This window comes from Azohydromonas sediminis (assembly GCF_003574675.1).
Taxonomy (GTDB): Bacteria; Pseudomonadota; Gammaproteobacteria; order Burkholderiales; family Burkholderiaceae_C; genus Calidifontimicrobium; species Calidifontimicrobium sediminis.
The window spans coordinates 105,111-120,278 of sequence record NZ_QOAZ01000006.1 but is presented as its reverse complement, the minus strand read 5'-3'; the positions used below and the strand labels follow the sequence as shown (position 1 = coordinate 120,278).

The following is a 15,168-nucleotide window of genomic DNA, read 5'->3' as shown; positions in this document are numbered from 1 at the left end:
CCGCCGACGAGGAGTGATGACGATGTCTTGGTTGCAGCCATCGAGGCAACTGGTCGCCGGCGTGACGCTGGCGGCGGCACTGCTGGCGGTGTGGCCGGTGGCCGACGCGGCCGCGCAGACGGTGGCGCTGCCGGACTTCACCGAACTGGTCGAGCGCGTCGGACCGGCGGTCGTCAACATCCGCACCCTCGAGCGCGGCCGCCAGGTTTCGCGCGCGACGCCGGAGCTCGATCCGAACATGGAAGAGTTCCTGCGCCGCTTCGGCATCCCGCTGCCGGGGCGTCCCGATCCGCGACGTGGGCCGCCCGGCAACGACGAGCCCCGGCAGCGCGGCGTCGGTTCGGGGTTCATCGTCAGCCCCGACGGTTTCGTGATGACCAACGCGCACGTGGTCGAGGGGGCCGACGAGGTCATCGTCACGCTGCCCGACCGGCGCGAGTTCAAGGCGCGCATCGTCGGTGCCGACCGCCGCACCGACGTCGCGATCGTGAAGATCGAAGCCACGGGCTTGCCGACGGTCAAGATCGGCGACGTCAACAAGCTCAGGGTCGGTGAATGGGTGGTGGCCATCGGCTCGCCGTTCGGGCTCGAGAACACGGTCACGGCGGGCATCGTCAGTGCGAAGCAGCGCGACACCGGCGACTACCTGCCCTTCATCCAGACCGACGTTGCGATCAACCCGGGCAACTCGGGCGGGCCGCTGCTGAACCTGCGCGGCGAAGTCGTGGGCATCAACTCGCAGATCTACAGCCGCTCGGGTGGTTTCATGGGCATCTCGTTCGCGATCCCGATCGACGAGGCGGTGCGCGTGTCGGAGCAGCTGCGCCAGCACGGCCGCGTGATCCGCGGGCGCATCGGCGTGCAGATCGCCCCGGTGACGAAGGAAGTCGCCGAGGCGATCGGCCTCGGCGAGGCGCGTGGCGCGCTGGTGCAAAGCGTCGAGTCCGGTGGGCCGGCCGACAAGGCGGGCATCGAGGCCGGCGACATCATCACGCGCGTCGACGGCAAGCCGGTCGAGAAGTCGGTCGACCTGCCGCGCATCATCGGTGGCACGGCGCCTGGCACGCAGTCGAGGATCCAGGTCTTTCGTCGTGGCAGCTACCGCGACGTGACGGTGGCGGTGGCCGAGTTCGAGCCCGAGCGCCCGACGCGCGTGTCGCAGGCGCCGACGCCGGCACCGAGCACGACGAGCGTGATCGGTGCGTCGGTGTCTGACCTCAGCGACGCGCAGAAGCGCGAGCTCAGGGTGCGCGGCGGTGTCGTCGTCGATGCCGTCGACGGACCCGCGGCGCGCGCCGGGCTGCGCGAGGGCGACGTGATCCTGTCGGTCAACAACCACGAAGTCAGTGACGCGAAGCAGTTCAACGCACTGGTGGCCAAGGCCGACAAGAACCGGCCCATCAGCCTGATGGTGCGCCGCGGCGACTGGGTCAACTACCTCGTCGTGCGTCCGGCGGGCTGATTCGGCGGGGCGGCCCGCCGCACCGACGCTGCCAGACCCGACCGGCGTGTCGGGTCTTTCCGCTTCGTGGGAGCGCCACCGGGGGCTCGGAGCCGGGGGAGTCCGGTCAACCCAACCTCATTAATGTGAACGCTTGCTCACATTGCTCGGCTACGTCGCAGACTGAGCGTCCGGACAACTACAATCGGCGGCACAGGGCGTCCATTTGGACCTGCACGACGCGGGTCCGGGCGGGGCGAGTGCTCACATGACGAGTGCTCGCGGGGCTGTGTATAAGCTGTGGAGGAAATTCGCCTGTTGGCATGCTGCAACGGCCGGAAATCAAGCATTGGCGCGGGTTCCAGCCGGGGGCTTTTGGCTACAATGAAAGCCCAACAAGCAGTTGCCATACGTTTTGTTGGAAGGCGCGTCACCTCTTCGGCGCGCCTTATTTTTTTGCCCCGAACGGGCCGCTCGCCGCGTCGCCGACGCCCTTCATGAGTCCCCGCGATGGCTGCCGGTGCGCGGCCTCGTGACGCCACGCATCGTTCGATGGACCACATCCGCAACTTCTCGATCATTGCCCACATCGACCACGGCAAGAGCACGCTGGCCGACCGCATCATCCAGCGCTGCGGGGGCCTGTCGGAGCGCGAGATGGAAGCGCAGGTGCTCGACTCGATGGACATCGAGCGCGAGCGCGGCATCACGATCAAGGCGCAGACGGCCGCGCTGAGCTACACCGCGCGCGACGGTCGCACCTATCAGCTCAACCTCATCGACACGCCCGGCCACGTCGACTTCTCGTACGAGGTCAGCCGGTCGCTGTCGGCGTGCGAGGGCGCGCTGCTCGTCGTCGACGCCAGCCAGGGCGTCGAGGCGCAGACGGTGGCCAACTGCTACACCGCGCTCGACCTCGGCGTCGAGGTCGTGCCGGTGCTCAACAAGATGGACCTGCCGCAGGCCGACCCGGCGCGCGCGAAGCAGGAGATCGAGGACGTCATCGGCATCGACGCCAGCGACGCGATCCCGTGCTCGGCCAAGACGGGCGAGGGCATCGACGACATCCTCGAGGCCGTCGTGGCGCGCATGCCGCCGCCGCGCGGCAACCCCGACGGTCCGCCGCGCGCGATGATCATCGACGCCTGGTTCGACAACTACGTCGGCGTCGTGATGCTGGTGCGCGTCGTCGATGGCGTGCTCAAGAAGGGCGACCGCATCCGGCTGATGGCGACGAACGCCGTCTACCCGCTCGAGCAGCTCGGCGTCTTCACGCCCAAGTCGCAGCCGCGCGACGAGCTGCGCGCCGGCGAGGTCGGCTTCCTGATCGCCGGCATCAAGGAACTGGCCGCGGCCAAGGTCGGCGACACCGTCACGCTCGAGAAGAAGCTGCCCAACAACGCCGGCCCGGCCACCGAGCCGCTGCCCGGCTTCAAGGAGATCCAGCCCCAGGTCTTCGCCGGCCTGTACCCGACCGAGGCCAGCGAGTACGACTCGCTGCGCGACGCGCTCGAGAAGCTCAAGCTCAACGACAGCTCGCTGCGCTTCGAGCCCGAGGTCAGTCAGGCGCTGGGCTTCGGCTTTCGCTGCGGCTTCCTCGGCCTGCTGCACATGGAGATCGTGCAGGAGCGCCTCGAGCGCGAGTTCGACCAGGACCTGATCACGACCGCGCCCAGCGTCGTCTACGAGGTCGAGCTCAACGACGGTACCGTGCTCGAGGTCGAGAACCCGAGCAAGATGCCCGACCCGGGACGCATCCGCGAGATCCGCGAGCCGATCGTGACCGTGCAGCTGTACATGCCGCAAGAGTACGTCGGCCCGGTGATGACGCTGGCCAACCAGAAGCGCGGCGTGCAGATGAACATGGCCTACCACGGCCGCCAGGTGCACCTGACGTACGAACTGCCGCTCGCGGAGATCGTGCTCGACTTCTTCGACAAGCTGAAGTCCGTCAGCCGCGGCTACGCGAGCATGGACTACGAGTTCAAGGAGTACCGCGCCGCCGACGTCGTCAAGGTCGACATGCTGATCAACGGCGAGCGCATCGACGCGCTGTCGATCATCGTGCACCGCACGCAGGCGCAGCACCGCGGACGCGAGGTGGCCGCCAAGATGCGCGAGATCATCCCGCGGCAGATGTACGACGTGGCGATCCAGGCCGCGATCGGTGCCCACATCATCGCGCGCGAGAACATCAAGGCGCTGCGCAAGAACGTGCTGGCAAAATGCTACGGGGGTGACATCACCCGCAAGCGCAAGCTGCTGGAGAAGCAGAAGGCCGGCAAGAAGCGCATGAAGCAGATCGGTACCGTCGAGGTGCCGCAGGAAGCCTTCCTCGCCATTCTCCAGGTCGACGATCGATGAGTTCCCTCACCGCGGTGCTGTACGGTGCGCTCGCCCTCTACCTCGGCGGGTGGTTCATGGGCTACTGGATGGGCAACTTCGCGCTGCTGTTGCTCGTGCTGTCGGTCGTCACGTTCGCCTACTGGCTGGCCGAGAAGCTGTACTTCAAGCCCCAGCGCGTCGCCGCCGCGGCGCGTCTCGAGCAGCAGGATCGCGAGCGCCGCGAGCAGTTGAAGAAGGCGGGCATCGACCGCATCGACGGCGACCTCGCGCAGGCCAAGCAGCAGATCCTCGCGCAGCCGTGGTGGCTGGACTGGACCGCCGGGCTGTTCCCGGTCATCGTCGCCGTGTTCCTGCTGCGCTCGTTCCTGTTCGAGCCGTTCAAGATCCCGTCGGGTTCGATGATCCCGACGCTGCTCGTCGGCGACCTGATCCTGGTCAACAAGTACCACTACGGCATCCGTCTGCCGGTCATCAACACCAAGATCGTCGACAACCACGCGCCGCAGCGCGGCGACGTGATCGTCTTCCGCTACCCGGTCGACCCGCGCGTCGACTACATCAAGCGCATCGCCGGCCTGCCCGGCGACGAGGTCGGCTACCTGAACAAGCGCCTGATCATCAACGGCGAGCCGGTGCCGCTCACGCCGCTGCCCGACTACTACGACGAGGACAGCCTGCGCTACGCGCTGCAGTTCTCGGAGAAGCTCGGCGAGGTCGAGCACCGCATCCTCGTCGACCGCGACCGCCCCGGCTTCATCCCCGCCGTGGCGTCGTTCCCGCACCGCGACGCATGCCGCTACAGCGCCGAGGGCGTCGTCTGCAAGGTGCCGCCGGGGCACTACTTCGTGCTCGGCGACAACCGTGACAATTCGCAGGATTCGCGTTTCTGGGGCTTCGTGCCCGACGAGAACATCGTCGGCAAGGCCTTCTTCGTGTGGATGAATTTCGGTAACCTCGGGCGCATCGGGCGTTTCCATTGACGCACAGCGGGAGATCGGGCATGCAATTGCGGCGTCGCGCAGGGTCGGTGCAGCGGGGCTTCACGCTGCTGGGGCTGCTCGCGTGGGCCATCGTGATCGGCTTCGTCGCCCTGATCGGCCTGCGCGTGTTCCCGTCGGTCAACGAGTACTTCACGATCCTGCGTGCGGTCAACAAGGTCGCCAGCGAGGGCGGGTCGACCGTCGCCGAGATCCGCGCCGCGTTCGACCGGCAGAAGGACATCGAGTACTCGATCTCGTCGATCAGCGGCCGCGACCTCGAGATCACGAAAGAGAACGACCGCGTCGTCGTGCGCTTCGCGTACGACAAGGAGATCGAACTCTTCGCCCCGGTGTACTTGCTGATCAAGTACCAGGGCGAGGGCCGGGCGCGCTAGCGGGCGGCAATGGACGGGCGCGATCCCAGGCTCGACGCCCTCCAGCAGCGGCTGGGGTACCGCTTCGGCCAGCCGCGGCTGCTGCAGCGCGCGCTGACGCACCGCAGCTTCGGCGCCGACCACAACGAACGCCTCGAGTTCCTCGGCGACGCGGTGCTCAGCGCCGCGATCTCGGCGCTGCTGTACGAGCGCTTCGCCGGCTCCGACGAGGGTGACCTGACGCGCGTGCGCGCGCACCTCGTGCGCGAGGACAGCCTGCACCGCGTCGCACTCGCGCTCGGGCTGCCCGACGTGCTGCGCCTGTCGGAGGGCGAGGCACGCGGCGGCGGCGCGCAGCGCCCGTCGATCCTCGCCGACGCGCTCGAGGCCGTCATCGGCGGCGTGTTTCTCGATGGCGGCTTCGAGCCGGCGCAGGCGCTGGTGCGGCGTCTGTTCGGCGACGTCATCGCCGGCACCGACGCCGACAGCTGGAGCAAGGACGCGAAGACCGAGCTGCAGGAGTGGCTGCAGGCGCGCAAGCTGCCGGTGCCCGCGTACAGCATCGTGGCCACGCGTGGCCAGGCGCACGCGCAGACGTTCCAGGTCGAATGTGTCGTCGCCGCGCTCGGGCTGCGCGAGCAGGGCGAAGGGCGTTCGCGCCGCGCCGCCGAGCAGGAGGCCGCGCGGCGCATGCTCGACACGCTCAAGGCCAGCGACCGCCCCGGCGGCCCGTTGCGATCGTGAGCCCCGACGCCTCCTGCGGCCGCTCAGCCCCCGATGGGGCGCGTGCTGCCGACCGGTCCAGCCGGATCCGCGCATGAACCCGGACGGTGAACCCGCCGCGCGGACCCGCTGCGGCCTGATCGCCATCGTCGGGCGCCCCAACGTCGGCAAGTCGACACTGCTCAACGCGCTGGTCGGACAGAAGATCAGCATCACGTCGCGCAAGGCGCAGACCACGCGCCACCGCATCGTCGGCGTGCGCACGGTGGACGACACGCAGTTCGTGTTCGTCGACACCCCCGGGTTCCAGACGCGGCACAGCTCGGCGCTGAACCGCACGCTCAACCGCACCGTCGTCGCGTCGCTGGCCGACGTCGACGTCGTGCTGTTCGTCGTCGAGGCGGGCAAGTTCGGCCTCGACGACGCGAAGGTGCTCGCGCTGCTGCAGGGCGATGCGATGAAGGGCAAGCCGGTGCTGCTCGTGGCCAACAAGGTCGATGCGGTGCAGCGCAAGGCCGACCTGCTGCCGTGGCTCAAGGGCATGGCCGAGCGCCACGCGTTCGCCGAGTACGTGCCGCTGTCGGCGCGCAAGCCGGCCGACGTCGAGCGGCTGCTGGGCATCGTGCGGCCTTACCTGCCCGAGCAGCCGTGGTTCTACGACGCCGACGCGCTGACCGACCGCAGCGAGCGCTTCCTCGCCAGCGAGATCGTGCGCGAGAAGCTGTTCCGTCTGACCGGCGACGAGCTGCCCTACACGTCGACCGTCGTGATCGAGAAGTGGGAGGAGGAGGGCCACCTGCGCCGCATCGCCGCGACGATCGTCGTCGACCGCGACGCGCACAAGGCGATCGTCATCGGCGAGGGCGGCGAGCGTCTCAAGCGCATCGGCACCGAGGCGCGGCAGGACCTCGAGCGCCTGATCGACGCCAAGGTGTTCCTCGAGCTGTGGGTCAAGGTGCGCTCGGGCTGGGCCGACCGCGAGGACCACCTGCGCAGCTACGGCTACGAGTGAGCGGCGCATGACGCGAGCACGCCGCGCCGCGCCGGCGCCGCTGGCGGCCTACGTGCTGCACCGCTGGGACTGGAGCGAGTCGAGCCTCATCGTCGACCTGTTCACGCGCGAGCTCGGCCGCGTCGTCGCGGTCGCCAAGGGCGCCAAGCGGCCGACGTCGCAGCTGCGCCCGGTGCTGCTGCCGTTCCAGCGCCTGCAGGTCACGCTCGGGCGCGGCGCCGGCGACGACGCGTCGGCCGAGATCCAGCCGCTGCGCAGCGCCGAGTGGGCCGGTGGCACACCGCTGGTCGGCGGCGCGGCGCTGCTCGCCGGCTTTTATCTCAACGAGCTGCTGCTGCGCCTGCTCGCGCGTCACGACGCGCACGCAGCCCTGTTCGACGCCTACGCCGCGACGCTGCCGGCACTGGCGGACCACGAGGGCATCGCGCAGGCTGCGCTGCGCGCATTCGAGCTCGTGCTGCTGCGCGAACTCGGCGTGCTGCCCGCGCTCGGCACCGTGACGGCGACGCAGCAGCCGGTGGGTGCCGGCGGGGTGTATGCACTGCACCCCGAGGCCGGCGTCGTCGCCGGTGCCGAAGGCCGCGACGCCGTGCTCGACGGCCGCACGCTGCTCGCGCTCGACGCGGCGCTGGCCGCGACCGACCTGCCGGCGCTGCAGCACGCCTGCCTCGCGCCGGCCGCGGCGCTGCGCAGCGTGCTGCGCACGCTGCTTCACTATCATCTGGGTTCCCCGGTGCTGCGCACGCGCGACCTCGTGCGCGACCTGCAGCGCCTGGCCGGCCACTCCCGATGAACCCGCTGATCGCCCCCGACGCCCGCAGCTACGGCGCGCGCACCGCGCTGTCGGTCAACCTCAACAAGGTCGCGCTGCTGCGCAACACGCGCCACCTCGGCATTCCGAGCGTCACGCGCGCCGCGCGCCTCGTGCTCGAGGCCGGTGCGCAGGGCATCACGGTGCACCCGCGACCCGACGGGCGCCACATCCGCGCGCACGACGTCCACGAGCTCGCCGCGCTGCTGAAGGACTGGCCGCAGGCTGAGTACAACATCGAGGGCAACCCGCTGCACAACCTGATGGACCTCGTGCGCGAGGTGCGCCCGCACCAGGCCACCTTCGTGCCCGACGCCGAGGGCCAGTTCACGTCGGACCACGGCTGGAACCTGCCGGCCGACGTGGCCACGCTGCGCCCGCTGATCGACGAGTGCCACGCGCTCGGCGTGCGCGTGAGCCTGTTCATGGACCCGCTGCCCGAGGCGATGCGCTTCGCGCGCGAGGCCGGTGCCGACCGCGTCGAGCTCTACACCGAGGCCTACGCGCGCGCGTACGGCACGCCCGATCAGGATGCCGTCCTCGCGCGCTACGTCGCCGCCGGGCAAGCCGCGCTGGCCGCCGGCCTGGGCCTGAACGCCGGTCACGACCTCAACCGCGAGAACCTGACGACGTTCCTGCGCGCGGTGCCCGGCGTGCTCGAGGTGTCGATCGGCCACGCGCTGATCGCCGACGCCCTCGAGCTCGGCTACGCCGAGACGGTGCGCGACTACCAGCGCTGCATCCAGCGCGCGTTCGACCCGCGCGCATGATGTTCGCCGTCGGTACCGACGTGTGCGACATCCGCCGCATCGCCGCCACCTACGAGCGGCGCGGCGAGCGCTTCGCCGAGCGCGTGCTCGGCCCCGGCGAGCTGCCGGTGTTCCGCGCGCGTCGTGCGCGCTCGGCCGCGCGCGGGCTCGCATACCTGGCCACGCGATTCTCGGCCAAGGAGTCGTTCTCGAAGGCGATCGGCCTGGGCATGCACATGCCGATGACGTGGCGCGCCTGCGAGATCCTCAACCACGCGAGCGGCCAGCCGTACATCCGCCTGCACGGCGCGCTGGCGGCGTGGTTCGCCGAGCGGCGCCTGCGTGCGCACGTCAGTCTCAGCGACGAGAGCGACTACGCCGTGAGCTTCGTCGTCGTCGAAACCCTGCCCTAGGACACACCTTGACCGCCCACGCTCCCGTCGTGCTCGACGTCGCCGGCACCACGCTGAACGCCGACGACCGCCGCCGCCTCGCGCACCCGCTCGTCGGCGGGCTGATCCTGTTCGCGCGCAACGGGGTCGACCGTCGCCAGCTCGTCGCGCTGACCGCCGAGTGCAAGGCGATCCGCCCCGACCTGCTGATCTGCGTCGACCACGAGGGCGGGCGGGTGCAGCGATTCCGCAGCGACGGCTTCACGCCGCTGCCGCCGATGCGCCGCCTCGGCGAACTGTGGATGCGCGACGCGATGGCCGCCACCGACGCCGCGACCGCGTGCGGCTTCGTGCTCGCGAGCGAGCTGCGCGCCTGTGGTGTGGACCTGAGCTTCACGCCGGTGCTCGACCTCGACCACGGCCCGAGCGGCGTGATCGGCGACCGTGCGTTCCACCGCGACGCGCGCGTGGTCACGCTGCTCGCCAAGAGCCTGATGCACGGGCTGCTGCTGGCCGGCATGGCGAACTGCGGCAAGCACTTTCCCGGCCACGGCTTCGTCGCCGCCGACAGCCACACCGAGATCCCGGTCGACCGCCGCGCGCTGAAGGCGATCCTCGCCGACGACGCCAAGCCGTACGAATGGCTGTCGACGAGCCTGGCCAGTGTGATGCCCGCGCACGTCGTCTACCCGAAGGTCGACACGCGGCCGGCCGGCTTCTCGGCGCGCTGGCTGCGCGAGATCCTGCGCGGGCGGCTGGGCTTCACCGGCGCCGTCTTCAGCGACGACCTCAGCATGGCCGGCGCGCGCGTCATCGACGGCCGCGAGGTCGACCACACCGAGGCAGCGGCCGCTGCGCTGGCGGCCGGCTGCGACCTCGTGCTGCTGTGCAACCAGAGCGTCGATGGCGGCCGCGCGGTCGATGCGCTGCTCGACGGCCTCGAGCGCGCCGCGGCGCGCGGCACCTGGCAGCCGAGCGCGGCCAGCGAATCGCGCCGTCTGGCGCTGCTGCCGCAGACCGCGCCGCTGCCGTGGGACGAGCTGATGCACGCCCCGGCGTACCTGCACGCGCTCGACCGTCTGCCCTGACCGGCACATTCGCGGGGCTGCGCCGCGCACCGGGAATCCCCGGTTGCCGGCCGGCATGGGGTTGCGACACTGCAGCGCACGCCCGCAACCGCAGCGCCCGCCGAGGCGCAGGAGCCCCGCCGCCATGTCACCGTCCGTCCGCCTGCGCGCGCGTCGCGCCACCGTCACGCCCGTCGCGTCCCTGCTCGTGGCCGCGATCACCGCACTGTCGAGCACCGGCGCGGTCGCGACGCCGCCAGGCGCCAAGGCCAAGGGCCTCGACCGCGCGCCGAACATCGCGCCACCGTGGCTCGGCCCGGTCAGCGTGAAGCACTACGACGGCGACAGCGACGACCTGCTGACCGCCGGGCTCGGTGCCCTCGGACTGCTCACCGGTGCCGGCGTGCCGAACCCGGCCACCGCGCCGTCGCTGACGGCGGTGGAGCTGCGCCGGCTCGCGATCTACAACAACTACCGCGCGATCCTCGACATCGCGCCGGCCGGCGGCTACCTGTCGCTGTACGGCCCGAACGTCGGCATCGACGGCGTGCCGACCGCCGGCGACGGCAAGATCGCCGGCACCGAGTACCTCGCTTACGCGAACGCCGGCGGCGGGCGGCGCAACGTCACGATGATGGTGCAGGTGCCGGCGGGTTTCGATGTGCGGCGCCCGTGCATCGTCACCGGCACGTCGAGCGGCTCGCGCGGCGTCTACGGCGCGATCGGGTCGTCGGGCGAGTGGGGCCTCAAGCGCGGCTGCGCCGTCGCCTACACCGACAAGGGCACCGGCAACGGCGTGCACGACCTGCAGGGCCACACCGTCAACCTGATCGACGGTGTGCGCGCCGACGCGGCGGCCGCGGGCAGCGCGTCGAACTTCACCGCTGCGCTGACCGACGCCGAGCGTGCCGCGTACAACGCACGCACGCCGAACCGGCTCGCGGTCAAGCACGCGCACTCGCAGCTCAACCCCGAGGCCGAGTGGGGCGCCGACACGCTGCGCGCGATCGAGTTCGCGTTCTACGTGCTCAACGAGCAGTTCGCGCCCGCGCTGCCGAGCGGCAAGAAGGCGCGGCTGCTGCGGCCCGAGAGCACGATCGTCATCGCGTCGAGCGTGTCCAACGGCGCCGGCGCGGCGCTCGCCGCCGCCGAGCTCGACCGCCACGGCCTGATCGACGGCGTCGCGGTCAGCGAGCCGCAGGTGCAGACGGTGGCGCGCTCGCGCGCCGAGCGCTCGATCGTGATCCAGCGCGGCAGCGGCGCGCCGTACACGGCGGGCAGCCGGCCGCTGCTCGACTACTTCACGTACGCGAACCTGTACCAGCCGTGTGCGGCGCTGTCGGCGCGCGCGGCGGCTTCGCTGCAGCCGTTCCCGGCCGCGTTCTTGCCGCTGGCGCAGAACCGCTGCGCGTCGCTGCGCGACCTGGGGTTGCTCGCCGCCGACACGCTCGCCGCGCAGGCCGACGAGGCGCTCGACAAGCTGCTCGCCTACGGCTGGGAGGCCGAGACGATTCCGCTGCACGTGTCGCACTGGCGCTTCGCGACGCCGGCGATCGCCAACACCTACGCGAACACCTACGGCCGCTTCTCGGTCGCCGATCGGCTGTGCGGGCTGAGCTTCGCCTACTTCGACACCACGACCGGCCTGCCGATCGCGCCGCCGGCGGCGCTGCAGGGCATCTTCGGCACCGGCAACGGCGTGCCGCCGGGCGCGGGGATCGGCATCATCAACGACCTCAACCCGGACAGCCTCGGCGGGCCGGTCCTCGAGACGCTGTCGTACTCGACCTCGACCGGGCGCTTCGACCTCAACGTCGACGGCGCGCGCTGCCAGCGCGAGCTCGTCGTCGGCAGCGGCCCGGCCGCCGAGCGCGTGCGCAAGGGCATCGCGCAGGTGCAGCAGCGCGGCCGCCTGAACGGCAAGCCGACGATCATCGTGCACGGCCGCGCCGACACGCTGGTGCCGGTGAACTTCAGCTCGCGGCCGTATGCGGCGCAGAGCTGGCTCGCCGACGGCGCAGCGAGCCGGCTGAGCTACATCGAGGTCACGAACGCGCAGCACTTCGACGCGTTCCTGCCGTTTCCCGACTACGCGGCGCGCTACGTGCCGCTGCACGTCTACTTCAACCGCGCGCTCGACGCGATGTGGGCGCACCTGACCGAAGGCGCGCCGCTGCCGCCGTCGCAGGTCGTGCGCACGACGCCGCGCGGCGACGCGGCAGTGCCGATCACCGCGGCGAACGTGCCGCCGTGGTCGGCAGCACCCGCTGCCGGTGACCGCATCACGTTCGACGGGCGCACGATGCGCATCCCCGACTGAGCGGGGCGCCCGCCGCCGCCGCGCGGCGGGCCGCGGCGCGCCTCAGTGCCGCGCGCCGATCTCGAACGGCAGCTTCATCTGCGACAGGTCGCGCCGCGTCTCGACCAGCACCAGCGGGCCTTCGTCGGCGACGACGATCGGCTTGCGCTCGCGCGGCACGCGGATCGGCTGCGGCTCGTTGGCGATCGCCTCCTGGGCCGCGCGCGCCTTGTCGGCGTCGGTGTGGACCCACTCGAGCCCGGCGGCTTGCGCCACCGCGACCAGTTCGGCCGCCGGCAGCACGTAGGGCTCGACACGCGCGACGGGCGCCGGCGTCACGACGGGCGCCGGCGCCGCCACCGCGGGCGCCGGCACCGGCGCCTCGGCGGCCGGGCCTTCGGCGACCTCGTCGAGCGCGGCGGCCAGCGCCTGCGGCTCGGCCGCCTCGCCTTCGACGGCGTCGCTGTCGATCACGTCGCTTTCGGCCAGCGCGGTCTCGCCTTCGGCACGCTCGCGGCGCGGGCGGCGACGGCGGCGGCGGCCGCGCCGCTCGGCCTCGCCGGCAGCGGCGTCGGCCACGACTTCTTCGGCCAGGCCGGCGGCACTGACCTCGGCGGGCATGTCGGCCGTCGGGGCCGTCTCGGCGACGGCGGCCGGCGGCAGCGTCTCGGCCGGTTCGGCTGCGTCGAACTCGGCGCCGCCCTCGGCCACGCGTTCGCCGGCGCCGCCGTTGCGCGCGGTGTCGCGGCCGCGCCCGCCGCGGCGTCCGCGGCGGCGGCGACCCTCACGGCCCTCGCCGTTGCCGGCGTCGCTTCCGGGCTGCGTGTCGGCGAAGGCGGTGGCCAGCTCGGCCTCGGTCAGCGAGACCTCGGCGGCGCTGCGCTCGGGGCGCGCGGCGCGGTCGGTGTCGGCCGCCGCCGGTTTCGCGGCCTCGGCGGCGCGGGCCGACTCGCGCCGTTCGGCGCGGCGTTCGTCGCCACGGCGGTCGCCGCGTCGCTCGCCGCCGCGGCCCCGGCCGCCGCGTTCGCCGCGTCGCTCGTCGCCGCGGCCCTCACGGCGCGTCTCGGTGGTCTCGGCGGCCGCGGCGGGGGCGGCCGCCGCAGGGGCCGGCGCGGGCGCCGCGGCGGGCGCGGCACCGAAGAGCTTGCGCACCCAGCCGAAGAAGCCGCTGCCGGCTGCTGGCGGCGCCTCGGCCGCCGGTGCGGCCGGCGCGGGGGCGGCCGCCGCAGGGGCCGGTGCGGGCGCCGCGGCGGGCGCCGGCGCCGGGGCGGGCGCGGGCTTCGCTTCGACCGGGGCCGGCACGTCGGGCAGCACGCCCTTGATCACCGGCTCCTGCTTGGTGCGCGCCTTCTCGCGCCGCGTGATGCCGACCTCGTCGTCGGGCTCCTCGATCATCGTGTAGCTGGCGCGGTAGGTCTCCAGGCGCGGGTCGTCGTGGCGCAGCCGCTCGAGCTTGTAGTTCGGCGTCTCGAGGTGCGGGTTCGGAATCAGCAGCACCGTGACACGCTGCTTCAGCTCGATCTTCGTGATCTCGTTGCGCTTCTCGTTGAGCAGGAAGCTCGTCACCTCGACCGGGACCTGCACGTGCACGGCGGCGGTGTTCTCCTTCATCGCCTCTTCCTGCACCATGCGCAGGATCTGCAGCGCGGAACTCTCGGTGTCGCGGATGTGGCCGGTGCCGTTGCAGCGCGGGCAGGTGATGTGGCTGCCCTCGCTGAGCGCCGGGCGCAGCCGCTGGCGGCTGAGTTCGAGCAGGCCGAACTTGGAGATCGAGCTGAACTGCACGCGCGCGCGGTCCTGGCGCAGCGCGTCGCGCAGGCGCTGCTCGACTTCGCGGCGGTTCTTGCTCTCCTCCATGTCGATGAAGTCGACGACGATCAGCCCGCCCAGGTCGCGCAGCCGCATCTGGCGCGCGATCTCATCGGCCGCCTCGAGGTTGGTGCGCGTGGCCGTCTCCTCGATGTCGGTGCCGCGCGTGGCACGCGCCGAGTTGACGTCGACCGCCACCAGCGCCTCGGTGTGGTCGATCACGATCGCGCCGCCCGAAGGCAGGTTCACGGTGCGGCTGAACGCGGTCTCGATCTGGTGCTCGATCTGGAAGCGGCTGAACAGCGGCGCGTTGTCGCGGTAGCGCTTGACCCGTGAAGCCATCTCGGGCATCACGTGGTTCATGAACTGGTGCGCCTGCTCGTAGATGTCGTCGGTGTCGATCAGGATCTCGCCGATGTCGGCAGTGAAGTAGTCGCGGATCGCGCGGATCACCAGCGACGACTCCTGGTAGATCAGGAACGCGCCCTTGCCGGCCTTGGCGGCGCCGTCGATCGCGTCCCACAGCTTGAGCAGGTAGTTCAGGTCCCACTGCAGCTCGGCGGCGCTGCGCCCGATGCCGGCGGTGCGCGCGATCAGGCTCATGCCCTTCGGGTACTCGAGCTGGTCCATCGCCTCCTTGAGTTCCTCGCGGTCCTCGCCCTCGATGCGCCGGCTCACGCCGCCGCCGCGCGGGTTGTTGGGCATCAGCACGAGGTAGCGCCCGGCCAGGCTGATGAAGGTCGTCAGCGCCGCGCCCTTGTTGCCGCGCTCCTCCTTCTCGACCTGCACCAGCAGTTCCTGGCCTTCCTTGATCGCGTCGCCGATCTTGGCGGTCTTGGCGTCGACGCCTTCGCGGAAGTAGTTCTTCGAGATCTCCTTGAACGGCAGGAAGCCGTGGCGGTCCTCGCCGTAGTCGACGAAGCAGGCCTCCAGACTCGGCTCGACGCGCGTGACGACGGCCTTGTAGATGTTGCCCTTGCGCTGCTCGCGCCCCTCGATCTCGGTCTCGAAGTCGAGCAGCTTCTGCCCGTCGACGATCGCCAGCCGCCGCTCCTCGGGCTGCGTGGCGTTGATCAGCATGCGTTTCATGTGCACTCCATCGATGGCCGCGCGTCGCGCGGCCGCACTGCAGCGCGCCGGCGGCACGCGGCCGACGGCGCATCGA

Annotated in this window: 12 protein-coding genes; 11 read left to right on the top strand and 1 reads right to left on the bottom strand. The window is 71.4% G+C overall.

The features are described from left to right. The first annotated feature begins 16 nt into the window (after positions 1–16). The 11 genes from DRV96_RS05525 (at position 17) to DRV96_RS05475 (ending at position 12,215) form a co-directional block, all read left to right on the top strand. Positions 17–1,462 carry a DegQ family serine endoprotease gene (locus DRV96_RS05525; RefSeq protein WP_119288648.1) on the top strand — a complete coding sequence of 482 codons (1,446 nt, stop codon included), beginning with the start codon at positions 17–19 and terminating at the stop codon, positions 1,460–1,462. Positions 1,463–1,993: 531 nt separating this feature from the next. Further along, positions 1,994–3,805, top strand: coding sequence for a translation elongation factor 4 (lepA, locus tag DRV96_RS05520; RefSeq protein WP_119288646.1), 1,812 nt, complete (start codon positions 1,994–1,996; stop codon positions 3,803–3,805). Then, positions 3,802–4,767 carry a signal peptidase I gene (lepB, locus tag DRV96_RS05515; RefSeq protein WP_119288644.1) on the top strand — a complete coding sequence of 322 codons (966 nt, stop codon included), beginning with the start codon at positions 3,802–3,804 and terminating at the stop codon, positions 4,765–4,767. Before lepA ends, lepB begins: the two co-directional genes overlap by 4 nt. A 20-nt stretch (positions 4,768–4,787) precedes the next feature. After that, positions 4,788–5,162 carry a DUF4845 domain-containing protein gene (locus DRV96_RS05510; RefSeq protein ID WP_119288642.1) on the top strand — a complete coding sequence of 125 codons (375 nt, stop codon included), beginning with the start codon at positions 4,788–4,790 and terminating at the stop codon, positions 5,160–5,162. Between the two features lie 9 nt (positions 5,163–5,171). Further along, entirely contained in the window at positions 5,172–5,885 is a 714-nt protein-coding gene (rnc, locus tag DRV96_RS05505; protein ID WP_119288639.1) for a ribonuclease III, read from the top strand. A 73-nt stretch (positions 5,886–5,958) separates the two neighbouring features. Next, positions 5,959–6,876 carry a GTPase Era gene (era, locus tag DRV96_RS05500; RefSeq protein WP_119288637.1) on the top strand — a complete coding sequence of 306 codons (918 nt, stop codon included), beginning with the start codon at positions 5,959–5,961 and terminating at the stop codon, positions 6,874–6,876. Between the two features lie 7 nt (positions 6,877–6,883). Then, positions 6,884–7,669, top strand: coding sequence for a DNA repair protein RecO (gene recO, locus DRV96_RS05495; protein WP_119288635.1), 786 nt, complete (start codon positions 6,884–6,886; stop codon positions 7,667–7,669). Next, positions 7,666–8,457, top strand: coding sequence for a pyridoxine 5'-phosphate synthase (locus DRV96_RS05490; RefSeq protein ID WP_119288633.1), 792 nt, complete (start codon positions 7,666–7,668; stop codon positions 8,455–8,457). Before recO ends, DRV96_RS05490 begins: the two co-directional genes overlap by 4 nt. Continuing rightward, on the top strand, positions 8,454–8,849 hold the full coding sequence (gene acpS / locus DRV96_RS05485) for a holo-ACP synthase (RefSeq protein WP_119288631.1): 396 nt from the start codon (positions 8,454–8,456) through the stop codon (positions 8,847–8,849). The genes DRV96_RS05490 and acpS overlap by 4 nt, the downstream gene beginning before the upstream one ends. A gap of 8 nt (positions 8,850–8,857) precedes the next feature. Further along, a complete protein-coding gene (gene nagZ / locus DRV96_RS05480; protein WP_119288629.1) occupies positions 8,858–9,916 on the top strand; it encodes a beta-N-acetylhexosaminidase in 1,059 nt (352 codons plus the stop codon). A 124-nt stretch (positions 9,917–10,040) separates the two neighbouring features. Beyond that, a complete protein-coding gene (locus DRV96_RS05475) occupies positions 10,041–12,215 on the top strand; it encodes a 3-hydroxybutyrate oligomer hydrolase family protein (RefSeq protein WP_119288627.1) in 2,175 nt (724 codons plus the stop codon). A gap of 42 nt (positions 12,216–12,257) precedes the next feature. Here DRV96_RS05475 and DRV96_RS05470 read toward each other — a convergent pair whose 3' ends face one another. Continuing rightward, positions 12,258–15,092: an Rne/Rng family ribonuclease gene (locus DRV96_RS05470; RefSeq protein WP_119288625.1), complete on the bottom strand. Its 2,835-nt coding sequence runs from the start codon at positions 15,090–15,092 to the stop codon at positions 12,258–12,260. Positions 15,093–15,168: the final 76 nt, after the last annotated feature.

Coding starts and splice junctions, on each gene's coding strand:
- DRV96_RS05525 (WP_119288648.1), top strand. CDS start 17: ATGACGATGTCTTGGTTGCAGCCATCGAGGCAACTGGTCGCCGGCGTG.
- lepA (WP_119288646.1), top strand. CDS start 1,994: ATGGACCACATCCGCAACTTCTCGATCATTGCCCACATCGACCACGGC.
- lepB (WP_119288644.1), top strand. CDS start 3,802: ATGAGTTCCCTCACCGCGGTGCTGTACGGTGCGCTCGCCCTCTACCTC.
- DRV96_RS05510 (WP_119288642.1), top strand. CDS start 4,788: ATGCAATTGCGGCGTCGCGCAGGGTCGGTGCAGCGGGGCTTCACGCTG.
- rnc (WP_119288639.1), top strand. CDS start 5,172: ATGGACGGGCGCGATCCCAGGCTCGACGCCCTCCAGCAGCGGCTGGGG.
- era (WP_119288637.1), top strand. CDS start 5,959: ATGAACCCGGACGGTGAACCCGCCGCGCGGACCCGCTGCGGCCTGATC.
- recO (WP_119288635.1), top strand. CDS start 6,884: ATGACGCGAGCACGCCGCGCCGCGCCGGCGCCGCTGGCGGCCTACGTG.
- DRV96_RS05490 (WP_119288633.1), top strand. CDS start 7,666: ATGAACCCGCTGATCGCCCCCGACGCCCGCAGCTACGGCGCGCGCACC.
- acpS (WP_119288631.1), top strand. CDS start 8,454: ATGATGTTCGCCGTCGGTACCGACGTGTGCGACATCCGCCGCATCGCC.
- DRV96_RS05475 (WP_119288627.1), top strand. CDS start 10,041: ATGTCACCGTCCGTCCGCCTGCGCGCGCGTCGCGCCACCGTCACGCCC.
- DRV96_RS05470 (WP_119288625.1), bottom strand. CDS start 15,092: ATGAAACGCATGCTGATCAACGCCACGCAGCCCGAGGAGCGGCGGCTG.